Annotated in this window: 17 protein-coding genes; 5 read left to right on the forward strand and 12 right to left on the reverse strand. The window is 39.1% G+C overall.

The features are described from left to right. Position 1 precedes the first annotated feature (1 nt). The gene (locus GS03_RS06255; protein ID WP_136151696.1) at positions 2-562 is read left to right on the forward strand and encodes a hypothetical protein; all 561 of its coding nucleotides are present in this window, start codon (positions 2-4) and stop codon (positions 560-562) included. Between the two features lies 1 nt (position 563). Here GS03_RS06255 and ggt read toward each other — a convergent pair whose 3' ends face one another. Continuing rightward, positions 564-2,282: a gamma-glutamyltransferase gene (ggt, locus tag GS03_RS06260; protein WP_136151697.1), complete on the reverse strand. Its 1,719-nt coding sequence runs from the start codon at positions 2,280-2,282 to the stop codon at positions 564-566. A 1-nt stretch (position 2,283) separates the two neighbouring features. After that, positions 2,284-2,874, reverse strand: a complete 591-nt coding sequence (locus GS03_RS06265; protein WP_136151698.1) for an acyl carrier protein phosphodiesterase — start codon at positions 2,872-2,874, stop codon at positions 2,284-2,286. A gap of 176 nt (positions 2,875-3,050) precedes the next feature. Between GS03_RS06265 and glmM the strand changes: the two genes are divergently transcribed. Continuing rightward, entirely contained in the window at positions 3,051-4,439 is a 1,389-nt protein-coding gene (gene glmM / locus GS03_RS06270; protein WP_136151699.1) for a phosphoglucosamine mutase, read from the forward strand. Positions 4,440-4,473: 34 nt separating this feature from the next. On the opposite strand, the gene GS03_RS06275 is transcribed toward glmM, so the two are convergent. The 10 genes from GS03_RS06275 to GS03_RS06320 all read right to left on the reverse strand — a co-directional run bounded on the left by GS03_RS06275 (position 4,474) and on the right by GS03_RS06320 (position 15,835). After that, positions 4,474-5,799 (reverse strand): amidohydrolase, encoded by a 1,326-nt coding sequence (locus tag GS03_RS06275; RefSeq protein WP_136151700.1) that lies wholly within the window; start codon positions 5,797-5,799, stop codon positions 4,474-4,476. Between the two features lie 79 nt (positions 5,800-5,878). Then, positions 5,879-6,322, reverse strand: coding sequence for a VOC family protein (locus GS03_RS06280; RefSeq protein WP_136151701.1), 444 nt, complete (start codon positions 6,320-6,322; stop codon positions 5,879-5,881). A gap of 98 nt (positions 6,323-6,420) precedes the next feature. Beyond that, complete coding sequence (locus tag GS03_RS13445) at positions 6,421-7,272, reverse strand: SRPBCC domain-containing protein (protein WP_317128595.1); 852 nt, start codon at positions 7,270-7,272, stop codon at positions 6,421-6,423. 12 nt (positions 7,273-7,284) lie between these two features. Continuing rightward, positions 7,285-7,698: a VOC family protein gene (locus tag GS03_RS06290; RefSeq protein ID WP_136151702.1), complete on the reverse strand. Its 414-nt coding sequence runs from the start codon at positions 7,696-7,698 to the stop codon at positions 7,285-7,287. 16 nt (positions 7,699-7,714) lie between these two features. Beyond that, positions 7,715-9,472, reverse strand: coding sequence for a DUF885 domain-containing protein (locus GS03_RS06295; RefSeq protein WP_136151703.1), 1,758 nt, complete (start codon positions 9,470-9,472; stop codon positions 7,715-7,717). A gap of 58 nt (positions 9,473-9,530) precedes the next feature. Then, positions 9,531-10,997 (reverse strand): lipopolysaccharide biosynthesis protein, encoded by a 1,467-nt coding sequence (locus tag GS03_RS06300; RefSeq protein WP_136151704.1) that lies wholly within the window; start codon positions 10,995-10,997, stop codon positions 9,531-9,533. Between the two features lie 57 nt (positions 10,998-11,054). Further along, the gene (locus GS03_RS06305; RefSeq protein ID WP_136151705.1) at positions 11,055-11,750 is read right to left on the reverse strand and encodes a hypothetical protein; all 696 of its coding nucleotides are present in this window, start codon (positions 11,748-11,750) and stop codon (positions 11,055-11,057) included. Position 11,751: 1 nt separating this feature from the next. After that, entirely contained in the window at positions 11,752-13,038 is a 1,287-nt protein-coding gene (locus tag GS03_RS06310; protein WP_136151706.1) for a glycosyltransferase family 4 protein, read from the reverse strand. Then, the gene (locus GS03_RS06315; protein ID WP_136151707.1) at positions 13,038-15,530 is read right to left on the reverse strand and encodes a YfhO family protein; all 2,493 of its coding nucleotides are present in this window, start codon (positions 15,528-15,530) and stop codon (positions 13,038-13,040) included. Before GS03_RS06315 ends, GS03_RS06310 begins: the two co-directional genes overlap by 1 nt. Positions 15,531-15,583: 53 nt before the next feature. Next, a complete protein-coding gene (locus GS03_RS06320; RefSeq protein ID WP_136151708.1) occupies positions 15,584-15,835 on the reverse strand; it encodes a DUF4834 domain-containing protein in 252 nt (83 codons plus the stop codon). A gap of 125 nt (positions 15,836-15,960) precedes the next feature. Here GS03_RS06320 and GS03_RS06325 point away from each other — a divergent pair, with 125 nt between their 5' ends. From GS03_RS06325 to GS03_RS06335, 3 genes are all read left to right on the forward strand, one after another. Next, a complete protein-coding gene (locus tag GS03_RS06325) occupies positions 15,961-16,923 on the forward strand; it encodes a transporter (RefSeq protein ID WP_136151709.1) in 963 nt (320 codons plus the stop codon). Then, positions 16,923-18,047, forward strand: a complete 1,125-nt coding sequence (locus GS03_RS06330) for a GTP cyclohydrolase (protein WP_136151710.1) — start codon at positions 16,923-16,925, stop codon at positions 18,045-18,047. The genes GS03_RS06325 and GS03_RS06330 overlap by 1 nt, the downstream gene beginning before the upstream one ends. Before the next feature lie 446 nt (positions 18,048-18,493). After that, positions 18,494-26,527 (forward strand): T9SS type A sorting domain-containing protein, encoded by an 8,034-nt coding sequence (locus GS03_RS06335; protein WP_168710275.1) that lies wholly within the window; start codon positions 18,494-18,496, stop codon positions 26,525-26,527. Positions 26,528-26,540 lie beyond the last annotated feature (13 nt).

Raw genomic sequence — 26,540 nt, forward strand, 5'->3', positions numbered from 1 at the left:
AATGAGGACTATTTATTTATTTATTGCAACACTGATGTTTGGGCATACTGTTCTGGCACAATCTGCTAATGATAAAAAGACAGCAGAAGTTGTTTCACAAGTCCGTCTTTCCCAAAAATATGCGGTTAAAATGTTGGAAGATTATCGTGAAAACGGCAAAAGCAAAGTAGAAGATTTGTTTGCCTATTTTCAAATGCTGACCGATGCTTCACTTACCGATGATTTGAAAAAAGAAGTTGTAAAAAACATCAAAAACAGTTTTCAAAACCAGAATCCTGAAGTAATCGATTTTACTTCGGAAACCAATGATACAATCAAATTGGATTCGCTTATTGACAAATTATTGTTCTCAGAACCGATTGTTTTTAAAGTGTCTGATGCAGAACAAAATAATTCGGAAACTGGGTTGAGCTGGAAAACAAATTATACGATTACGCGAGTAAAATCGGGCGTAAGCCAAAACATTAAAGTCAGTCAGTTGGTTTATCTGTTTGAACAAAACAAAGTCTTTGGCACTTCTTCAAAAAACGTAACGGTTTCTTTTTTAGGGAAGATGGAATAAGCTAAAATCCAGCTGCTTTATCATCGCCACGAAAATCAGCTCCGCCTTCTAATTTCCGGTCGGGTTGGACTAAAATGGCATCTACTTTTCCTAAAACAGGAGCAAATTTTTCATTGATGTTGTATCCTTTAGACATGAGATTTTCCAAAGTGGTTTTATCGAATTTATTGGGTTCCACCATGATATCATCCGGCAGCCATTGGTTGTGAAATCTTGGAGCGTCAACGGCTTGCTGCATCGTCATTTTAAATTCATATACATTCAAAATCGTCTGCAATACCGAAGTTATAATGGTAGAACCACCAGGTGAACCCAACAGCATCAATAGTTGACCATTTTTTTCAACAATGGTTGGCGTCATCGAACTCAGCATTCTCTTTTTTGGTGCGATGCTGTTGGCTTCAGCACCAACTAAACCATAGAGATTTGGAACGCCGGGTTTTGATGAAAAATCATCCATCTGGTCGTTTAAAAAGAACCCCAATTCGTCACAATACAATTTGGAACCATAAGCATCGTTTACGGTTGTTGTAACCGCAACAGCATTTCCTTCGGAATCAACAATAGAGTAATGTGTGGTTTCCATACTTTCATAAACGGAAACATTTCCGTGGCTTACATCAGCAGAAGAAGTCGCTTTGTCAAAAGAAAAACTTTTCATTCGGTCTTTCAGATAGGTGTCATTCAGCAATTGTTTTTGTGGAATTTTGACAAAATCGGGATCGCCAAGAAAATAGTTTCTGTCGGCATAAGCTCTGCGTTCTGCTTCCACCAAAAGCTGGATGTAGTGTGGTGAATTATATCCGAATTTCGAAACATCATAAGGTTCAATCATTTTCATAATCTGCGCCAAAGTAATTCCTCCGCTTGAAGGTGGCGCCATAGAAATAATATTCAGTTCTTTGTATCGAAAAATTATCGGCTTGCGCCAAACGACTTTATAATCGGCTAAGTCTTTCAAAGTGATAATGCCGCCTTTTTGTTTTAGAAATGACACTAATTTTTTAGCTGTATTTCCTTTGTAAAACTCGTCTTTTCCGTTTTTCAGGATTTCTTTCAGCGTATTGGCTAAAGCCAAATATTTGATAGTGTCACCAACCTGAAACGTTTTATTGTATAGGGTTTTATCACCACTAATTTTTACGATAACTGCGCGATATTCATCGAGTTTGGCTTTCTCTTTTTCGGTGACGACGATTCCTTTTTCAGCCAAATCAATTGAAGGCTGGAATAAAGCAGCCAAAGGTAATTTGCCAAACTTTTTATGCACTTCAAAAATACCGGCAACGCTTCCGGGAATTCCAACAGACAAAGCGCCATTGGTACTCAACTGCGGAATAACATTTCCGTTTTTGTCCTGGTACATGTTTTTGCTGGCTTTCTGTGGTGCTTTTTCGCGAAAGTCTAACGAACCGACATCGCCATTTGCTTTTCGGTACACCATAAATCCGCCACCGGAAATGTTTCCGGCATAAGGATAAGCCACGGCCAAAGCCAATTGTGTAGCGACCATAGCGTCAAACGCATTGCCGCCTTTTTTGATAATGTCAACGCCAATTTTGGAAGCTTCTTCCCGAGCCGAAACGACCATCGCTTTTTCGGCAACGAGTCCTTTTTGTTGGGAATAAACCGTAACGGAAATTAGTAGAAATAAAAGAAAAATCTTTTTACTCACACCTTTAAAATTTGTTTTTTGGTGTTCGTGAACCTTCGGTTTCATATTAACTATTCAGTTCTTTTAATTTTTCAGCACAATGCTGACGCAATTCTTCAAAAAACAAAGTGAATTCCTGTTCAAATTCGGTGTAGTATTTATGAAGTTCCACCATTGATTCGTGCATGTCCACCCGGTTTTTGGTGCGGTGATCCATTTGGAACATTATCATTTCCAAACCGGCAATTGTCGAATAACTCACCAACCAGTTTCTGGCAAACATATAGGGAATCATGCCTTTTATTCTTTCGGTAAGGATTTCGTAATTGTCTTTTAGAAGATGGTAAAAAGTATCAGCGTAATCTTCGAGATCTTCATCACAATATTTTTTCCAATTTTTAGCCAAAAAATGATCATAGAAAATATCCATAATCACACCCGAATAATGTCCGTATTTTTCGTGTAAACGGTGTTTGCTCTGCCTATAAATAGGATGCATATCGGTAAAACTATCTATCGAACGGTGCAGCAGAATTCCCTTTTGAATTTCCATTGGATAAACATCATAACTGTGTCCACGAATGCTATCCGCCATAAAATTTCCGATTTTTAATAAATCGTTGTCACCGGAAAGATAAATGTGGGCTAGGAAGTTCATTTTTGTTTTTTAGGCGCTGAGTTTCTAAGGTTCTGAGGAACTAAGAATTGCTCTGTGTTGTTTTGTAAATATAGAAAAAGTTTACCTTTTTAGCACAAGCATTTAAAAACTTAGTGCCTTAGTGCCTTAGTACCTTGGTAACTTTTTTATATTTGTACTCCTAAACAAAATACAAAATGACTTTAATAAAATCTATATCGGGAATTCGTGGTACCATTGGTGGCAAAGTGGGTGATAATTTAACTCCGGTTGACGCAGTGAAGTTTGCTTCGGCTTATGGAACCTTTCTTAAAAAAACTATTAAGAAAGATAAGCTGAAAGTTGTAATTGGCCGCGACGCACGTATTTCGGGACCGATGATTCACAATTTGGTTATGAATACCTTACTTGGATTAGGTATTGATGTTATCGATTTGGGATTATCAACGACACCAACTGTAGAGATTGCCGTTCCGATGGAAGCCGCTGACGGTGGAATTATCCTTACTGCTTCGCACAATCCGAAACAATGGAATGCGTTGAAATTATTGAACGCCAAAGGCGAATTTTTAAGCGGAAAAGAAGGTGAATTGATTTTAGAAATTGCAGAATCGGAAGCTTTTGATTTTTCGGATGTGGATTCTTTGGGAGAAATTACCGTGAATGATGCTTATATGGATATTCATATTGATGAGGTTTTGGAATTACCGTTGGTAGATGCCGAAGCTGTTGCCAAAAGAAAATTCAAGGTTGTTGTTGATGGTGTGAATTCTTCGGGCGGCATTATTATCCCGAAATTATTGGAGCAAATGGGAGTGGAGTGCGTGAAATTATACTGTGAACCAAATGGACATTTTCCACATAATCCCGAACCTTTGAAAGAGCATTTGGGTGACATCTGTAAATTGGTTGTAGACGAAAAAGCCGATTTCGGAATTGTTGTTGACCCTGATGTTGACCGATTAGCTTTCATTTCAAACGATGGCGAAATGTTTGGTGAAGAATATACTTTGGTTGCCTGCGCCGATTATGTGTTGAGCAAAACTCCGGGAAATACCGTTTCAAATATGTCATCTTCCCGTGCTTTGAGAGACATCACAAACAAACACAACGGAAGTTATCAGGCGAGTGCTGTTGGCGAAGTGAATGTGGTTGAACTGATGAAGAAAACCAATGCTATTATTGGTGGCGAAGGAAACGGCGGAATCATTTATCCTGAATCGCATTACGGAAGAGATAGTTTGGTTGGAGTGGCTTTGTTCTTAACGCATTTGGCAAATCTCGATATGACTGTTGCCGAATTACGTGCTTCATATCCACAATATTATATGAGCAAAAACAAAATTGAACTGACACCACAAATTGACGTTGATGCGATTTTGGTTGCGATGACAGAGAAGTATAAAAACGAAGAAATCAATACGATTGACGGAGTAAAAATTGACTTCGCTGAAAATTGGGTTCATTTAAGAAAATCGAATACAGAACCTATTATCAGAATTTATACCGAAGCTGGAACGCAGGCTGAAGCCGATAAATTGGCATTGAGAATTATTGACGAGATAAAAGCTGTTGCAGGATTATAAATAAAAACCCTTTCAAATTAGAAAGGGTTTTTGTTTATTTCTTATTCATCTCCATATAATCCAAAACTAAATTACAAGTTGCTTTTAGCCCGGTTTTAAAGGCGCTATCATCTATTATAAATGAAGGCGTATGATGTGGGCCGGAAGCTTTAACATCAGCTCCTTTTGGCATGCCACCAATAAAAAAGTACATGCCCGGCACTTTTTGTTGGAAGAAAGAGAAATCTTCGGCACCGGTAACGGCAGGCGCTAAATTGACATTTTCTTTGCCTGCCGCTTTTTGTAGTGAAGGCAGCATAGCAGCAGTTAGTTTTTCGTTATTAAAAGTAACCGGATAGTAATGTTCGTATGGTAGAATAACCTCTGCAGTTGCTCCGGCAGATTCAGCAGTTTTTTCAGCAATTTGCCTGATACGCGCATAGACTAGTTTTTCGTCATCGTCAGTAAAAGTTCTTACGGTGCCTAACATTTCAACATTTTCCGAAATGATATTATCCCGATTTCCTCCATGAATAGAACCAATAGTAACCACAGCAGGATTTTGTGTGATATTGACATTACGGCTGACAACAGTTTGTAAATTATTGATGATTTGAGCCGCCACCACAATTGGGTCAACGGACAACCAAGGATAAGCGCCGTGTGACGGTTTTCCTTTTACGGTTATTTTGACTGTGCCCACAGCTGCCATAAAACCACCGGGACGATAATTAATTTTACCTACTTCAGTTTGGGCGCTCATATGCAAACCAAATATAACATCCACTTTTGGGTTTTCGAGTACACCTTCTTTTATCATTAATGCTGCACCACCTTCTTCTCCTGCAGGAACACCTTCTTCGGCTGGCTGAAAGATGAATTTCACGGTACCTTTAAGTTCTTTTTTCATCCCTGATAACATCTCAGCAACACCCATTAATATGGCTACGTGTGCATCGTGTCCGCAGGCGTGCATTACGAAAGTTTCTTTTCCGTTGTACATGGTTTTTACTTTGGAACAATAAGGCAAATTATTTTTTTCTTCCACAGGCAGTGCATCCATATCGGCACGAAGTGCTACTACCGGTCCGGGTTTGCCTCCTTTTAAAATTCCGACGACACCTGTGATTCCAACTCCGGTTTTTACTTCAATGCCTAACGATTGCAAGTGTTTGGCAATTAAAGCTGCAGTTCTTACTTCATGGTTTCCCAATTCAGGATGTTCGTGAATATCGTGTCTCCAGGCAATAACTTTGGATTCTATTTTATCGGCAGCGGTGCTGATAGCGTTTGCATGGTTTGTTTTTTGGGCATTTATATTGGATAGAGAAAATAGACAAATAAATAAAAGTAGGAGTGAAGTAAAGTAATTGGTTTTCATGGTTGTAAAGTTTTGTAGGCTAATATATTAAAAAAAGGCATTCCTTTCGAAATGCCTTTGAGGAACTTGTTTATTATACTTATTTCTGTGGTGTTTCATCAAAGTTTATCATCCAGTGAATGCCGAATTTATCAACGAACATTCCGAAGTAAGCGCCCCAAAATGTTTTGTCCATAGCCATTATGATAGTTCCACCGGCTGAAAGTCCGTTGAAAAGTTTATCTGCTTCGGCTCTGCTTTCTGTGTTAAGTGACATAGAAACATTGGTTCCAATAACCACATCGCCACTTTGTGAAGTACTGTCACTTCCCATCAAAATACTACCATTTCCAATTGGTAATGAAACATGCATGATTCTGTTTGCATCTTGTGCTGATGGTGGCGGACAATTCGAATCATCTGAAGGTGGCATGTCGCTGAATTTTCCAATGTATGGAAATTCGCCGCCAAAAACTGATTGATAAAATAGAAATGCTGCTTCGCAATTTCCATTAAAAATTAAATAGGGATTAATTGATGCCATTTTTTTAGGTTTAAAAGGTTTTTTTGTTTTATAAGGGATTAGGGATAAGTTAAAAGGGATAAGTTATGTAAAGTTCACTTATCCTTATCTCTATTCCCTTATCCCTTATTTTCAAGATATTTTTTAAAGTTGTCTAATATTGATTGCCATCCACCTCTTTGCAGTTCAATGGAATGAATGTTTTCGGGCTCAAAGTTTTCGGTGATGATTACTAGATTATCCAATACGTCAAACTTAACCGTTACTTTTCTTCCGTCAGCAATGGTGTAAACGAATTTTTTCATTGGAACAACTTCTGAATAGATTCCGGTAAAATCAAAGCTCACAGAGCCGTCTTTCGCAGCCATAGTTGCGGTAAATGTACCACCAACTTTTAAATCATTTTCTGATTTTGGGCAATGCCAATCGTCTGAAGCATTGTTCCAATTGACGATATGTTCCGGTTTTGTGAAATAATTCCATGCTTTTTCTAATGATTCTTTTGTTGAGACTCTAACAGTAATCGAGTTCGTTTCGTTTTCTGCAATTTCTTTTACCTTTTGCAAAGCTTTTGGAAAAGTTTCACTGAAATAATCAGCAAATTTTTCTACGACATCCATAGTCGCTGTAACCGTTGTGATACCCTCTTTTTCAGTTAAATCATAACGTTCTTCAGAACCAGACCATTGCTGCGTTTCCGGAGTATTTGGCATTTCCCTGAACTCCTTTATTTCACCAAGATGCACAAAAGACATAATGTCAAAAGGTTTTTTGATGCTGATTTTCGAATTCATTCCGCCACCGCTTGGTGACATGAAATGAATTTTGCTGCCTTCATTCCAATCAGAAATCGTGAAAGAGCCTTCGCAAAAAGCACTGGTCCAGTTTTCGTAGTTTTCTTCATCCCAAAGCGAATACCATACTTTTTCTTTGGATGCTTTGATATCAATTGAAAAGTTTATTTTTTTCATGACATTTAATTATTAATGTTGTGGCATTTTACTAAAATCCATATAGAGCACATTCCAGCGATGGCCGTCTAAATCACAGAAACCGCAACCATACATCCAGCCTTGATTTTCGGCTGGTTCGGCAAAAACAGAACCGCCGGCAGCTTTTGCATTTTGAGCAATCGCGTTTACTTCTTCACGACTTTCGGCATCAATAGAAATCAGGATTTCGCTTGATTGTTTGGTATCGGTAATTTGGTGTTGGATAAAATTCTGAAACATACTTTCTCCAAAAAGCATTACCACAAAATTGCCTTCACCGACGAGCATGCAAGCTGAATCAGGTGTTGTTCTTTCTTCAAGAAAAGTAAATCCAATTTTACTAAAAAAGTCTTTCGATTTCAATGCATCCTTAACCGGAAGATTGAGCCAAATTTGTTTTGTCATACTATGTCGTTTAAAATTATTCTAACATTCGCTCACGAATGTACTTCACAGGTGAACTTCCAAAGCTTAAGAATTTTTCATGGAAATCCTTGAGGCTATACTTGTCGCCCATTTTCTTTTTATAATCATCTCTCAACTGTTGGATTGCTGTAGCGCCGCTGAAATAAGAACAAAGCTGCACTTGAGAAACGGTTGCTCTGTGGTATTTCTCCTCAACCTGTTGATCGGTTTGGAAACACTCTTTGGACAATAATTTTACGATGTCTTCTTTAGGTTTGTTCAAACATTGAATATCGTAATCAATAATCACATTTGCTAACTCACGAAGTTTCCAAACACCCAATGCCAATTCGATTTCAGGCTCGTGATTTCCCCAGCCGTTTTCTACCATCATACCTTCGGTATATACAGCCCAACCTTCAATCATAGCGCCATTTTGGAAAACAGAGCGCAATACATCCGGTGATTTTTTGTTATTGTAAATCCCCTGTAGGCAATGACCCGGAACCGCTTCGTGGATAGATAATATCTGAGAAGTATACGTATTGGTTTCGCGCAAAGCACTTTCAGCTTTCGCTGGCGGATATAGCGTTAAGTCATCAATATTGTAATAGGTTGTACCCTTTTTTTGATATGGTGGGACAAACTCAGCGCTGGCCATTGCAAATCCTCTGGCGTACTCTGGCATATACCTAACCTTGATTGGTGGAGAAACAGTATCAAAATCGAATAAGTCTTTTTCGATAATGAATTTTTTCAAATCAGTTACTTGTTTTTTCAGCGTTGGATAAAAGTTAGCCGGTGTAGCATGATTGTCCTGCATTTTGCTCAAGACTTTTCGGATTACGTCAAGGCTGTCTTTTGGTTTTGCTTGTGTTGGATAATATTTGCCCCAGACTTTACTTGCTGTTTCATACATTTTTTTGTGCCACATTTTCTTATCGGCAACAGCCTTTTCATAAATCTGTTCCGGAGTAAAATCGGTAACTAGGTCGTATTTGAATTTTTCGGCAAACAGTTTTTTACCAATTCTGTAATCTTTGAATTTGAAGTTTTTATCGCCATCAATTTTTTGCAATCCACTTATATAACCATTCATGGCGGCAATCGCTTTGGTGATGTTTTTTTGCAGCGCCTCTTTTTCTGTCGAACTTAAATGTGATGCCGCAATCGAATCGGTAAGCGACTTGCCAAATAATCCGATTCCGCCTTTGTTTTGGTTGATAGCCATTTCCAAATGCTCTTTGGTTGGTTGTTTCAAATTCTCTAAAGCCGCTTTATAATACGCATCAGAATTCTCCAGATATTTAGTCAGGATTTTCAAGCGCTCATCCAAAGGCGCATATGGTTGATTGATGATATAATCACATGAGCCACTAATGTTATACACAGAAGCATCCCATTCCTGTTGTTTGAAAACGGTAGTGTACCAAATATCGCTTTCCAATTGGTTTTTGATGATGTTGCTGCTGATTTTGTTATTATCACTTAATTGGTCATAATCCAAAGCGTCTAAATCGGCTAACCATTTTTTAGAAAAAGCAACATTGTTTTCAAAAGCAGCTGCGTTTGGCACAACTAATTTGTCATAATATTTTCCATAACCCTGAGCTATAGAACCCGAAGGATATTGTTTCCAGTAAGCATCTAAAAATTTGGTTTCAAATGACGCGAAGTTAGCATCAGTATTGTCGTTGTTTTCTTTTTTATCAGATTTACAACTAACGAACGTAATGATAAGCAAAACAAGAAGTCCAGCAAGTGTTTTTTTCATGAGTTTGGTTGGTTTAAATTTAGGATTACGAATTTACAAAAATATATTCAGTAGTCTATTAAATCAACTTTACCTTTTTTAAAACATTTCCGATGACATTATTAACCTCTTCAGAAATTTGAAGTTTGTAGTTCAAAAACACATATAAAGCACCAACCAAAATCGATTTTAATCCAATATTGATAATCGCGTGGAAAGGGAAATCCCAGAAGTAAAATAGCAGGAAGCAAACCGCTAAGATGCCAAGCGATTGTAGTGTTTTATGGGTAAACGGATACAAATCCAACTTTTTGACAACGAATATAAGTTTGATAGTGTTGTAAATCGCAACGGTTATCAAAGTGGCAAAAGCAGAACCTTCAATACCATAAAGCGGAATGAAAACCGCATTAAGCACAATCATCAATACAACCGTAAAAATTCCAAATAGCACAACGGTTCTGTAGTACTTGGTGTTAACGATAATAGAGTTGTTGTTGCCCAATAATACATCGTAAAATTTGGATAAACCAATAAGAAAAACAGCCAAAATTCCACCACTGTAATCTTGCGGAATCAGCTTATATATTTCATGTATATTGACAAAAATTAATATCATGATCAATCCACCAACAACCTGGAGATTGATGGCACTTTTTTTATACAGGTCATTGAGTTCGTCATGTTTGTTTTCGGTCATTAATTTGGCCGTAATCGGAGCAACAATCTGTGTCATGGCGCGGCTTGGAACCGCAATTACCGTAGAAATAAATATGGCAACAGAATACAATGCGTTCTCAGAAACCGGAAGATATCGCGCAATCATGACTTTGTCAAAATCTACGAGCATCACCGCTATACCGCCCGAAACAATTATAAACGAAGAATACTGTACAATTTCCTTGATATTTTTTGGAACAACAAATCGCAAAACAGGCATCTTTATCGATAATGCATAGAGCTTCATGGCCACCAGCTGAGCGAAATACGCCAAAGCGGCACAATACACGAAAGTATCTTTGGCAATATATCCGAAATGAACGGAAACAAGCAACGCCATTATAATCATCCGCACCAAAACTTCACTGATAAAATTTCCTGTCACCGACTTCATATGAACTTTTGCCCAGGCATAAAACACCTCAAAATACGCCATGAATAAACCTATCACCGGAATCAGCCAGAAGAAAGGTCTTAATTCAGGGTTTTCGGATATCCAGGCATGTGAAATTCCATCGTAGAAGAAATAGAATCCAAGTCCAACAGGAATGATTAAAGCCAATGGAAGAAACAGTATAAACGTTAAAAACTCGTCGCGCTCTTTCTGATTTTTATAAGAAGAAAAGAATCGGATTAATGTATTCTGCGCGCCAAAAGCCATCAGCGGCATCATAATATTAGCGCCCGAAAGTACGGTGGCTACAATTCCGTAATGCAGTTTTCCGAGAAAGTTGGTATACAAAAACAACGCATTAATAGCACCAATTCCGAACCCAAGGAACGTGATGATGGTGTTTTTAATGGATTGACTTTGGACGATTCCCATATTCGAATTATGAGTTATGAATTATAAGTTATGAGTTACGAAGTTAGCGGTTTTTGGCTATTCTCCGCAGTTAGCATTGTAATAATCTACTAAATCTTTCAGCTCACTGAAGTTGTATTCGTGATTTTTTATTTTTTCAACCGCTACATCACAATCCTTCATATACTCTGCAAATGATTTTATGTAATTGTCCCTGATTTTTGTTGGATAAGGTTCGTTTTCCCTTTTTACATAATAGGTTAGCTTTTCATTTTCGGTTGGAATGCCGGAAGAAGTTGTAGTTGATGGAATGCCTGCAGTTCGTCCTGTGTTGCCTATAGGAACACTTTTAGAAGTAGTTGATGTTGTTGTTCCTGAATTTCTATAAACCCTTCTTTTTTTGTAAAGCTTGACATCGCCTTCTGTAACGACTTCATATAATTCGGCATAACTGTTTTTGGTAACTTTCAGATATTCGTAATGTATAACTTCATCATCAGAAACAATCGTTATTCCTTGAGCCTCTTTAACCGTCCAGGTTTCGTCTTTATCTTTTTCTTCAATCTTAAAAATGATAACTTCTTCCTGAGAGGTAAAAATGGTTTTCAGTCGGCCGATGCCTTCAATAGAAGTGCTGTCATTGAAATGGATAATCGCTTTTTGAAATTCGGTCTTTTTAGAAATCGGGATGCCAATACCAATTGATGGCGTTATTGTTTGAGAGTGATTAGAATAAGTAACAAAAAACAATAAAAGGAATAACAGTTTTTTCATATTATGAAATAAGTTTTGCCAGTTTTTCAGTCAAGCTTTTTCTGGAATATTGTTGCAAACCAACGGCGTGCACTTTCAGGTTTTGATTTTGATATTCCTCATAGTATTTCAAAAGTAAGGCTTTTAGTTTTTCCTTTTCATAATAAGTAAAGAACACGCCGGTATTGGTAGAAGTAATAATTTCGGCAAAATCAGAGTCTTCAGGACCGATTGCAATTATTGGTCTTTCGGAAACCATATACTCAAAAAGTTTTCCGGGAATGATGCTTTTAGTGTCTTCGGAATTGATTTCGATTAGCAATAAAACCTGTGATTTTCGTTGGTGTTCGACGGCTTCCTGATGCGAGACATAACCAAGGTTTTGAACGTAATCATTCAACTTGAATTCGGAAATTGTGTCTAAAACTTCCTGACTTACAGCACCAATTAATTTCAAACAAAAATCGTTTTTGAAATCTTTATTTTCTTTGATAAGTTCCTTTAAGGCTTTCCATAAAATCCTCGGATTTCTTTCCGAAAGAAACGAGCCAATATGTGCCAAAGTGAAGTTGGAGTCCAGAGTTTGCTTTTCGATTTTTTCTACATCGTATCCGTTTGTAATCACTTCAATTGGTTTGGATGTGATTGCTTCAAATTCGGTTTTTGTGGTTTTACTGGTAACGATTATAGTGTCGGCCGAGTTCAACACTTCTTTTTCTAACGCTTTGTGTTTTTTGGCTGCAGATGAAGATAGTTTCAACGCTTTGTGATAACCAATGGTTGTCCATGGATCGCGGAAATCGGCGAACCATTTTACGTTTAAATCCTTTTTTAATTGTAAGCCAATTAAGTGCAAACTATGCGGCGGACCGGAAGTTACTATGGTGTCAATATTGTTTTCTTCGATGTATTTTTTCAGGTACTTTACAGATGGTTTTACCCAAAGATAACGCGCATCGGGAATAAAAATATTGCCACGAACCCAAAGTAAAGTTTTTTCTAAAAAGGATTGTTTCTTCTGATTTGGAATAATTCCGGAACTGATTTTTTTGGTTTTGTTTTTGCCAAAAAAAGAAGCCAAACCATAAGGTTCAAAGATTTTGTTTCTTAGAATTATTGCCTTCTCTGAAACTTCGCTTTGCAAACCGTTATCTATAATCGGATAGGTTGGATTTTCGGGAATGTAAACAATTGGCTGAATGTTGAAATCGGGCAAATACTTGACAAACTTTAACCAACGCTGCACTCCGGGTCCACCGGCTGGCGGCCAATAATAAGTGATGATTAAAAGTTTCTTAGGTGCTGACATTACGTCTTTTTTCGGTTATCAAGATAAACGCCACCGATAATCACGATGAACATTAGGATAGAACTGAACAACGCAATCGTACTTCCTGTTTTTACAACTTGTGGTTCAAACTTGAATTCGATGGTGTGTTTTCCTTTTGGAATCAGCATTCCACGTAAAGTATAATCTACTCTCTGAATATCGCTTTCTTCTCCATCAATGGTAGCTTTCCAACCATCTTTATAATAGATTTCAGAGAAGACAGCAAAACCATCATTTGAATTATTTGAAGTGTAAATTAAATGGTTTGGTTTGTATAAGTCTAATTTTATAGTAGCCAAACTATCAGTTTTGAAAACTGGTATAACCCCAGATTTTTTGAAATTTTCTTTGTTTCTAATGGCTACATTTTTAGTATCTATTTTTCCTAAGGCATTAATTTCTTCATCGGCATTGTTGACAGTTTTCAGTTCTTTTACAAACCACGCATTTCCATTATGAAACGGATTCACAATTGGAATATCACCTTTTTCGGTACCAACAATCAAATATTTGATATTAAACGCATTGATGATAGGAATGCTTTTGGTAATTGAGAGTGTTTGTGGGTCGATGATGCTTCCCAAATCGCCCATGCTTTTTTCGAAATGATGCTCATAAACTTCCTTAAAGCGTCTTGGCATAACTGCGCTATAACCTCCAATTGATTTATGGAAATACGAAGAACGCGGACTATAAATACCACCGGCTAATTCATAAACCCTAAAGTGGGTTGTGTCCTGAAGTATCAGTGAATCGGCTTGTGTTGGCTGATAAGGGTTGTCTATTTCGTAAGCACTTCTGAACTGTTTTCCATCGTTGCTTAGATAATTTTTATCTACAAAGAACAAATCGCCAACCATAAATAATCCAACCAAAATCACCGCTGTATTGGCTGCCAGTTTGTTTTTGGTATACAAATAAAGTGCACCAAACGAAATAGCAATCAAAAATCCGGAACGCAATAAATCGGCTGAATACAAATCTTTTCGGTCTTCTCTTAGTGCATCTATGAATTGAGTTCCAAATGATTTGTCAGGATGTTGTTTTAGCGCATCAATTAATTGGTGATCAATTTCACCTGCAAAGTTGAACATGCTTTTACATACAAATAGCAACACTATAATTCCTAAAGTTGTAGCTCCGGTTTTCCATAAGCTTTTCCAACGGTTTTCTTCATTGGTAAAGAAAGACTGTAAACCCATAATTGCCAGAGCAGGAATGCATAATTCCAATAACACCTGTATAGAAGAAACCGCTCTAAACTTATCATACATCGGGACATAATCGATAAACAAATCCGTCAGGAATGATAAATTTTTCCCCCAGGAAAGCAGTAAAGAAAAGATTGCTCCGGCAACAAAAGCGTATTTTATTTTGCGTTTATCATGGTATAATGCCAAGACAAAAAAGAAGAAAACCACAGCGCCAATATAAGCCGGTGCAGCTACTTGAGGTTGATCACCCCAATAGGTTACAGCATAATTATCGGTAAGCTCCCGTGCTTCTTCCGGAGATGCACCATAGTTGAGCATGAAATTATACACATGTGAATCTTCGGTAAGTTTTTCGCCATTTCCACCACCAAATAATCTCGGTGCAAATAAATTCAGACTTTCCACAATACCATAACTATATTCGGTGATATAGCTTCTGTCCATCGCGATGTTGCTTTCTTTTTTAGAACCATCAGCATTTAACGTTAACTCGCTTTTGCCACGCGTACTAAAATCAGCATATTCTTTGGTTGCCATCAAACTCGTCGCATTCACTCCAACAGCCAAAATAACCGCAACAGCAAATGTTCCGATGATTTTTGGCAATGATTTTAAATCCTTTTCTTGGTATAGTCGGTATAAAAAGTAGCCGCTCATCACTATCAAAAGCAATAACAAATAGTATGTCATCTGAAAGTGATTGGCCGTAATTTCGAGAGCAACGGCGAGCATCGTTAAAATTCCGCCATGCAAATATTTCTTTTTGAAAACCAAAATAAAACCAGCGACTACAAGAGGCATATACCCAATGGCGTGCGCTTTGGCGTTATGTCCGACGCCAATAATGACAATCAAATACGTCGATAATCCAAAAGCGAGCGCGCCAAAAAATGCTTTTAAAGGATCGACTCTAAAGACCAGCATCAACGCATAAAATCCTAAGAAATAAAGAAATAAATAATCTGCCGGACGAGGCAAAAACCGAATAGCATTATCCAGCATTCCGATATAATCATTAGGATAATTAGCACCCGATTGATACGTTGGCATACCACCAAAAGAGGAATTTGTCCAATAGGGTTCGGTGTGATTTTCGGCCCTGAAATCAATTTGCTCTTTTGCCATTCCCGTATATTTTGCAATATCGGATTGGTATATTTTTTTGCCTTGCAAAATAGGGTAGAAGTAAACTAATGAGATAACGATAAAACCAATGATGGCTAATAGATGCGGGTAGAACTTTTGAAGTTGCTTCATGTAATTTGGTTGATGGTTTATAGTTGGCTGTTATCTAAAACAGCAACACTAAATTATTCTATTTCTTCAAAATCAACATATTCACCAACGATTTTTTTCTCTTTTGGCTTTTCGGTTGCTTGATTTTGAGTGGTATTTTGGTTTTGATAATTTTCTTGCTGTTGCTGAAATTGCTGTGATGCTTTTTCAACTACTTTTTTGGCTAAGACAGGTAAAAACAAACGTGCTAAAAACTTCACTACATAATAGAAAATGATAATGAATAAAATAACGTCTATAAGTCCCTGAAAAGATGCGGTTTCCATTGAATAAATAATTTTTGTCAAAAATACTAAATTCCATAATTTAAATTTCGCTTTGACTTCTTAAATAAATAATAAATTATACTACTTTTGAAAGGATAAGTTATAACGTTTAAATTTCTTCACGTATGATGAATATAAAAACATTTCTTTCGGTAAGTTTTTTGTTGGTTTCGGCTACACAATATGCACAGTATACCGACATAATTAATTCCAATAGACCGGGAAAATCGATGTCGGCATTTTCAGTAGGAAAGACTGTTATTCAGGCAGAAGCGGGATTGTATGGCATAAGAGAAGAACACAATTTATCGCGTTATGAAGCCAATGGTTTCGGAACGGAAATCGATGTAAGATACGGTGCTTTTTTTGACCAATTTGAATTTGCTTTAAATACACAATACCAATACGATTGGTATACAGCGCCATTAGTTGAAGATACTCGCGGCGGATTTAAGCAACTTACCGTTGGTGCAAAATACCTGGTTTATGATCCTTTTATCAAACAAGACAAACCGAATATCTATAGTTGGAAAGCCAATCACAAATTCAACTGGAAGCAATTTATTCCGGCTGTTGCAGTTTATGCCGGAGTCAATTTTAATTTGGGAAATAATCCGTTCACGTTTCCAACAGATAAAGGCATAAGTCCAAAAGTGATGGTTATAACTCAGAATCATTTTGGAAGTAAATGGGTTTGGGTTAACAATATTATCGCTGATAAGTACATGACCGATTATCCGACTTTGGGAATTATATCTACTATGACAAGAGGATTTAATATGCGTTGGTCTGGGTTTCTGGAATTTCAGGGATACAAAAGTGATTGGTATGCTGATACTGTTTTTAGGATTGGTGCTGCTTATTTGGTTCGCGAAAACATTCAATTGGATCTTTCTTTTAGCAAAAATGTGAAAGATACACCGTCGTTGCTTTTGGCAAATGTTGGAATGGCGTGGCGTTTTGACAGCAATTATGAAACCAATTATAAAAGGATAAAAGGCGAAAAGAAATCTAAGAAAGACAAAAAATCGAAAAGAGATAAAGGCAAAAAACGTAAAGACGAAGTCGAATTAGAAAAGACCAAATAATGATTACCATAGTTGAAGCCAATTCCAAGAAGCTACTCAGGGAATTTGTAAATTTTCCGTTTGCCTTATACAAAAACCACCCTTATTGGGTTCCGCCGTTAATCAATGACGAGTTGGACACCTTTGATAAAACTAAAAATCCGGCATTTACATCTGCGGAAGCGTATTTCTATTTGGCTTACCAGGACAATAAAGTTGTTGGCAGAATTGCGACTATCATTAATTGGGATGAGGTTAATAACCAACAAAAAAAGAAAGTCCGTTTTGGCTGGTGGGATGTCATTGATGATATTGAAGTGACCAAAGCGTTGCTGGAGAAAGTATATGAATTGGGCAAAAAAAACAATTTAGAATACGTTGAAGGACCGATGGGTTTTTCAAATTTGGATAAAGTCGGAGTACTTACTGAAGGCTTTGATGAAATAGGTTCCATGATTACCTGGTATAACTATTCATATTATGCGGTTCATTTGGAAAGATTGGGTTATGTAAAGGAGAAAGAATATCTGGAGAACAGATTCCCTTTTTCAAATGTGAAAACAGAATTTTTTGTCAAGCCAAACGAATTGATAAAAAGAAGGTACCAGCTTACCGCACTAAACTTTACGAATACCAAAGACATCATGCCTTATGTAGACAAGATGTTTGATTTATTTAATGCTTCGTATGCCAGCTTGTCTTCTTTTGTTGCGATTACCGATGTTCAAAAAGAGTATTTCAAGAAAAAATACATCAGCTTTATCAATCCGGAATACATAAAATTTGTAATGGATAAAGATGACAATATGGTTGCTTTTAGTATAGTGATGCCAAGTTTTTCAGAAGCATTGCAAAAAGCAAAAGGGAAGTTGTTCCCATTTGGATTTTATCATTTGCTTAAAGCAAAGAAAGAAAGTAAGGATGTACTTTTCTATTTAATAGGTATTGACCCCGAATACCAAAGCAAAGGAGTTACTGCAATTATTTTTAATGAATACTACACTACTTTTAAAGAAAAAGGAATTCAAAACTGCATACGAACTCCTGAACTTGAGGATAATCATGCCATACATAATATGTGGAAGCATTTTGATCCGGTTACCTTTAAAAGAAGAAGAACTTACAAAAGAGACCTGAAGGAGTAAAACGAATTATTTCTTATCAAGAATTTCCTATACAACATGAGCGCTACATGCTATGAAGCCTGAAAAGTTGTGTGCTAGTTGTACTCAATCGAATCATGAATTTTTCTGTCTTAGGTTGCAGTATGATTGAGGTAGTCTGCTTATTATAATTATTTTAAGCAGGTTATAGTCCAATGTTTTCAACATAGAATAGTTAACAAAAACTTAAATTAACTTAAAAACGAATTTGTTTTTAACCGATTTTATGCACTTTGTCGATGAAATCAGATTGTTCGTAGAAAACTTACGTTTTTTTTAACATTTATTTATAATTCTATATAATTTTATAATCCCTATTGAAAGTCTACTCCTAATTTGATTGGTTAAATAATTTGATTTAACCCTAACCCTAAAATACTAAACCAAGCCTATTCATGATGTGGTATTACTTTAATACTAAAAACATTATGAAAAAAAGTACACTACTACAATTTTTTGGTTTTCCCTGTTGTGACAGTTATGTCACAAATGAAGGTGAAAGTGGTCTAAAGTTTGATTTTTCCAAATCAAGCACCACGGATTCTGATTGCCCTGATGACAGAGGCAGCATAAAAAATAAAGGTATGATTAGCATTGCGATGTTATTCGTGCTTTTTTTATTTTCTAACTTTTTGACAGCGCAAACTATTACGGTTGACGGTAATCCGGCAGACTGGTCCGGTAACGCAAGTGCACTGCATGTGCAGGATGCCTTTGGTAACGGGCAGGTGGATAACCAATTTACCACCGGCTCCAAAGATTTCTTCTTTGCAGTAGATTTACAATGGTCTATCAGTCAGACTAAGGCAAAAAATGACATAGCCAATGGAGCTTTTCAACTTGCCAATCAGGTAAAATACATTGATACTGACCTTGAGGAAGTAACACTTAATGGTACCTTTTTAGTATTTGCGGGTGACAGAACTTCCAATAATGGGGATGCTCAGATTGGATTTTGGTTCTATTTAAATGGAACGCACCCGGTTGACGAAGGTGGATTAAAGAATTTTAAACCGCCACATGTTCGTGGAGACCTTTTGGTATTGGCCAATTTTACCGGTGGTGGTAGATTGGGTACAGTATCTGTTTACAGATGGGTAGGAGGAGAACCTGTTACACCTGGTTCTTCATATGTCCCTAATACAAATAATAATTTAGAAACTACAAACGTAGCCAGTGTTGTTGCTGAAAATAATGCTACGAGTTATCCGGTTCCTGCTGGTTGGGGATTTTTACCTAGAACACCTTTAAATTATCAAACAAACGAATTTTATGAAGGTTTTGTAGATTTAAGTACAATTGGAGGAAACACGAACTTTACATGTTCTGCAACGGTTTTACTTGAAACAAGATCATCACAATCAGTTACTGCTTCTTTGGATGACTTTGTTGGCGGAACTTTAGGAAATGTTCCTGTAGTTACTGTTAACTCACCATCTATTACTTGTGCGGGAGGAAGTGCTCAGGTTACTGCTACCGTTGACCCAGTTGGAACATATACTTATGTATGGACAGTACCGCCAGGTGCGACTGATCCGGGGAATGTATCTACTTTTAGTACTAGTGTACCAGGAACTTATTCTGTTATTGTTACAAATGAAACGGGTTGTGAATCGAATCCTGGTTCAGGAGTCGTTTCGACTCCAACGGCTGTTGAACTAACCGCTCAGGGAACTAATCCACCATGTTTTGGAGGCACAGGTTCAATTACGTTCAGTGCAACAGGCGGAACAGGAGCTATAACATATACCGTAAACGGAAATGCAGCTACTTCACCGGCAACGGGATTAGCAGCAGGCGTTTATACTATTGTCGCTACAGATGCCAACGGATGTACTGATTCAGAGCAGGTGACTATTACAGTTCCAACAGCAGTTAACTTAACCGCTCAGGGAACTAATCCACCATGTTTTGGAGGTGCAGGTTCAATTACGTTCAGTGCTACAGGCGGAACAGGAGCTAAAACGTATACCGTAAACGGAAATGCAGCTACTTCACCGGCAACGGGATTGGCAGCAGGCGTTTATACTATCGTGGCTACCGATGTAAACGGCTGTACTGATACAGAACAGGTAACGATTACAGTTCCAACAGCTGTTAACTTAACCGCTCAGGGAACTGACCCATTATGTTTCGGAGGTACAGGTTCAATAACGTTCAGCGCAACAGGCGGAACAGGAGCTAAAACGTATACTGTAAACGGAAATGCAGCTACTTCACCGGCAACGGGATTGGCAGCAGGAGTTTACACTATCGTGGCTACCGACGTTAACGGTTGTACAGATACAGAGCAGGTGACTATTACAGTTCCAACTGCTGTTGAATTAACCGCTCAGGGAACTAACCCACCATGTTTTGGAGGTACAGGTTCAATCACGTTCAGTGCTACAGGCGGAACTGGAGCTAAAACGTATACTGTAAACGGAAACGCAGCTACATCACCCGCAACGGGATTGGCAGCAGGAGTTTATACTATTGTGGCTACCGATGTAAACGGATGTACTGATACAGAACAGGTAACGATTACAGTTCCAACAGCAGTTAACTTAACCGCTCAGGGAACTAACCCACCATGTTTCGGAGGTACAGGTTCAATCACGTTTAGTGCTACAGGCGGAACAGGAGCTAAAACGTATACCGTAAACGGAAATGCAGCTACATCACCGGCAACGGGATTGGCAGCAGGAGTTTACACTATTGTGGCTACCGATGTAAATGGTTGTACTGATACAGAACAGGTGACTATTACTATCCCAACAGCAGTTAATCTAACCGCTCAGGGAACTAATCCACCATGTTTTGGAGGTACAGGTTCAATTACGTTCAGTGCTACAGGCGGAACAGGAGCTAAAACATATACTGTAAACGGAAACGCAGCTACATCACCCGCAACGGGATTGGCAGCAGGAGTTTATACTATTGTGGCTACCGATGTAAACGGATGTACTGATACAGAACAGGTAACGATTACAGTTCCAACAGCAGTTAACTTAACCGCTCAGGGAACTAACCCACCATGTTTCGGAGGTACAGGTTCAATTACGTTCAGTGCTACAGGCGGAACAGGAGCTAAAACATATACCGTAAACGGAAATGCAGCTACTTCACCGGCAACGGGATTGGCAGCAGGCGTTTACACTATCGTGGCTACCGATGTAAACGGATGTACTGATACAGAGCAGGTGACTATTACTATCCCAACAGCAGTTAACTTAACAGCTCAGGGAACTAACCCACCATGTTTTGGAGGTACAGGTTCAATTACGTTCAGTGCAACAGGCGGAACAGGAGCTAAAACGTATACCGTAAACGGAAATGCAGCTACATCACCGGCAACGGGATTGGCAGCAGGCGTTTACACTATCGTGGCTACCGATGTAAATGGCTGTACTGATACAGAACAGGTGACTATTACTATCCCAACAGCAGTTAACTTAACCGCTCAGGGAACTAACCCACCATGTTTCGGAGGTACAGGTTCAATCACGTTTAGTGCTACAGGCGGAACAGGAGCTAAAACATATACTGTAAACGGAAATGCAGCTACTTCACCGGCAACGGGATTGGCAGCAGGAGTTTATACTATTGTGGCTACCGATGTAAACGGATGTACTGATACAGAACAGGTAACGATTACAGTTCCAACAGCAGTTAACTTAACCGCTCAGGGAACTAACCCACCATGTTTCGGAGGTACAGGTTCAATTACGTTCAGTGCTACAGGCGGAACAGGAGCTAAAACATATACCGTAAACGGAAATGCAGCTACTTCACCGGCAACGGGATTGGCAGCAGGCGTTTACACTATCGTGGCTACCGATGTAAACGGATGTACTGATACAGAGCAGGTGACTATTACTATCCCAACAGCAGTTAACTTAACAGCTCAGGGAACTAACCCACCATGTTTTGGAGGTACAGGTTCAATTACGTTCAGTGCAACAGGCGGAACAGGAGCTAAAACATATACTGTAAACGGAAATGCAGCTACATCACCGGCAACGGGATTGGCAGCAGGCGTTTACACTATCGTGGCTACCGATGTAAATGGCTGTACTGATACAGAACAGGTAACGATTACTATCCCAACAGGAGTTAACTTAACCGCTCAGGGAACTAATCCACCATGTTTTGGAGGTACAGGTTCAATTACGTTCAGTGCTACAGGCGGAACAGGAACTATAACGTATACTGTAAACGGAAACGCAGCTACTTCACCGGCAACGGGATTGGCAGCAGGCGTTTACACTATCGTGGCTACCGATGCTAGTGGATGTACTGATACAGAGCAGGTAACGATTACAGTTCCAACAGCAGTTAATCTAACCGCTCAGGGAACTAATCCACCATGTTTTGGAGGTACGGGTTCAATCACGTTCAGTGCTACAGGCGGAACAGGAGCTAAAACATATACCGTAAACGGAAATGCAGCTACTTCACCGGCAACGGGATTGGCAGCAGGCGTTTACACTATCGTGGCTACCGATGTAAACGGATGTACTGATACAGAACAGGTGACTATTACTATCCCAACAGCAGTTAATCTAACCGCTCAGGGAACTAACCCACCATGTTTCGGAGGTACAGGTTCAATCACGTTCAGTGCTACAGGCGGAACAGGAGCTAAAACCTATACCGTAAACGGAAATGCAGCTACTTCACCGGCAACGGGATTGGCAGCAGGCGTTTACACTATTGTGGCTACCGATGTAAATGGTTGTACTGATACAGAGCAGGTAACGATAACAGTTCCAACAGCAGTTAATCTAACCGCTCAGGGAACTAACCCACCATGTTTCGGAGGTACAGGTTCAATCACGTTCAGTGCTACAGGCGGAACAGGAGCTAAAACCTATACTGTAAACGGAAATGCAGCTACTTCACCGGCAACGGGATTGGCAGCAGGAGTTTATACTATTGTGGCTACCGATGTAAACGGCTGTACTGATACAGAACAGGTGACTATTACTATTCCAACAGCAGTTAATCTAACCGCTCAGGGAACTAACCCACCATGTTTCGGAGGTACAGGTTCAATCACGTTCAGTGCTACAGGCGGAACAGGAGCTAAAACATATACCGTAAACGGAAATGCAGCTACTTCACCGGCAACGGGATTGGCAGCAGGCGTTTACACTATCGTGGCTACCGATGTAAATGGCTGTACTGATACAGAACAGGTAACGATTACTATCCCAACAGCAGTTAATCTAACCGCTCAGGGAACTAACCCACCATGTTTCGGAGGTACAGGTTCAATCACGTTTAGTGCTACAGGCGGAACAGGAGCTAAAACGTATACCGTAAACGGAAATGCAGCTACATCACCGGCAACGGGATTGGCAGCAGGAGTTTACACTATTGTGGCTACCGATGTAAATGGTTGTACTGATACAGAACAGGTGACTATTACTATCCCAACAGCAGTTAATCTAACCGCTCAGGGAACTAATCCACCATGTTTTGGAGGTACAGGTTCAATTACGTTCAGTGCTACAGGCGGAACAGGAGCTAAAACATATACTGTAAACGGAAACGCAGCTACATCACCCGCAACGGGATTGGCAGCAGGAGTTTATACTATTGTGGCTACCGATGTAAACGGATGTACTGATACAGAACAGGTAACGATTACAGTTCCAACAGCAGTTAACTTAACCGCTCAGGGAACTAACCCACCATGTTTCGGAGGTACAGGTTCAATTACGTTCAGTGCTACAGGCGGAACAGGAGCTAAAACATATACCGTAAACGGAAATGCAGCTACTTCACCGGCAACGGGATTGGCAGCAGGCGTTTACACTATCGTGGCTACCGATGTAAACGGATGTACTGATACAGAGCAGGTGACTATTACTATCCCAACAGCAGTTAACTTAACAGCTCAGGGAACTAACCCACCATGTTTTGGAGGTACAGGTTCAATTACGTTCAGTGCAACAGGCGGAACAGGAGCTAAAACGTATACCGTAAACGGAAATGCAGCTACATCACCGGCAACGGGATTGGCAGCAGGCGTTTACACTATCGTGGCTACCGATGTAAATGGCTGTACTGATACAGAACAGGTGACTATTACTATCCCAACAGCAGTTAACTTAACCGCTCAGGGAACTAACCCACCATGTTTCGGAGGTACAGGTTCAATCACGTTTAGTGCTACAGGCGGAACAGGAGCTAAAACATATACTGTAAACGGAAATGCAGCTACTTCACCGGCAACGGGATTGGCAGCAGGAGTTTATACTATTGTGGCTACCGATGTAAACGGATGTACTGATACAGAACAGGTAACGATTACAGTTCCAACAGCAGTTAACTTAACCGCTCAGGGAACTAACCCACCATGTTTCGGAGGTACAGGTTCAATTACGTTCAGTGCTACAGGCGGAACAGGAGCTAAAACATATACCGTAAACGGAAATGCAGCTACTTCACCGGCAACGGGATTGGCAGCAGGCGTTTACACTATCGTGGCTACCGATGTAAACGGATGTACTGATACAGAGCAGGTGACTATTACTATCCCAACAGCAGTTAACTTAACAGCTCAGGGAACTAACCCACCATGTTTTGGAGGTACAGGTTCAATTACGTTCAGTGCAACAGGCGGAACAGGAGCTAAAACATATACTGTAAACGGAAATGCAGCTACTTCACCGGCAACGGGATTGGCAGCAGGCGTTTATACTATTGTGGCTACCGATGTAAATGGTTGTACTGATACAGAACAGGTGACTATTACTATTCCAACAGCAGTTAATCTAACCGCTCAGGGAACTAACCCACCATGTTTTGGAGGTACAGGTTCAATCACGTTCAGTGCTACAGGCGGAACAGGAGCTAAAACCTATACTGTAAACGGAAATGCAGCTACTTCACCGGCAACGGGATTGGCAGCAGGAGTTTATACTATTGTGGCTACCGATGTTAACGGATGTACCGATACAGAGCAGGTGACTATTACAGTTCCAACTGAAGTTGTTTTAATAGCTCAGGGAACAGACCCATTATGTTTTGGAGGTACAGGTTCAATCACGTTCAGTGCAACAGGTGGAACAGGTGAAAGTACTTATACAGTAAACGGAAATGCAGCTACTTCACCGGCAACGGGATTGGCAGCAGGCGTTTACACTATCGTAGCTACCGATGTAAACGGATGTACTGATTCAGAGCAAGTGACTATTACAGTTCCAACAGAAGTTGAGTTGTCATTAACGTCACAACCTGAAGAGTGTGAAAATGGTGGAAATGGTAGTATTGAGGCTACTTTCTCAGGAGGAACCGGCACATATACCGTAAGTATAGACGCTGGTCCATTTACAGAACAAAGTTCTCCATACACTTTTGCAAATTTAAATAGTGGTTCACATACCGTTACTGTTAGAGATGCAAATGGATGTGAAGATAGTGCACAAATTACGGTTGAATTAATCCCTTGTGATCAGTTTTGTACTTATACCCAAGGAGCTTATGGTTCAGCAGGTGGTGCAATGTGTGACGGAACAACAGGAGGTTATACAACTGCCGGAATGATTGCACAAATCTTGACAAATCTTGGAGGTACAGTTACTATTGGTAGACCTGGCCGTTCAGTTGTAATGAATTCACCAAGTGCTGTAGATTGTATTATAGACAGATTACCTGGTGGTGGTGGTGCAAAAGAACTAAAAGTTGGAGATGTTAATATATGTTCATTACCAGCATCTTATTTACATTCTGGAAGAATTAATAATGTATTACTTTCTCAAACTATTACGTTAGTATTAAATGGAGGTATACATTCTGAAGATGCTTCAGATTTAAGCGATTTTGTTTTACAAGCAGGTACTATTGCAACAGCAGAGCCTGAAGGTGGTTGTGGTTCTACTACAGCTACAGAGAGAGTTTGTGGTCACTATGATGAGTTCGGTGTGTGGATAAATACTACCAACGAATACACATACAAAACAATTAGTGCTGCTGTAGTCAATGCTATTACTCCAAATGGTAATGGTGACAAAACAGTAGACGGATTAATAGATTTAGCAAACCGTGCTTTAGGTAATGCCGATGGTGTTATAGGTACAGAAGGAGGCGTAGGTCTTTCAGCTATTAATGCTGCTGTAGATGCATTAAATAATGTTTTCGATGAATGTAAAATATTCGTTGGATGGAATGTGGCTCCATGCCCAGCAAGACCTGCACCTGTTGCTAAAAACCAACCTGTAATGAATGGTTTATCAGTGATAGCTTATCCTAATCCATTTGCAGACAACTTCAAAATTGATGTTAAAACAAGCAATGATGCAGACTTGAATGTGAAAGTATTCGATATGCTAGGAAGATTGTTGCAAACTAATAATGTTAAAGTTACTAATGCTGAAACATTAGAGATAGGTGGTAATTATCCAGCTGGAGTTTACAATGTGATTGTTACACAAGGAGAAGAAGTAAAAACTCAACGTGTGATTAAAAGATAATTAGTAATTAAAT

Source organism: Flavobacterium sangjuense (assembly GCF_004797125.1).
GTDB classification, from domain to species: Bacteria; Bacteroidota; Bacteroidia; order Flavobacteriales; family Flavobacteriaceae; genus Flavobacterium; species Flavobacterium sangjuense.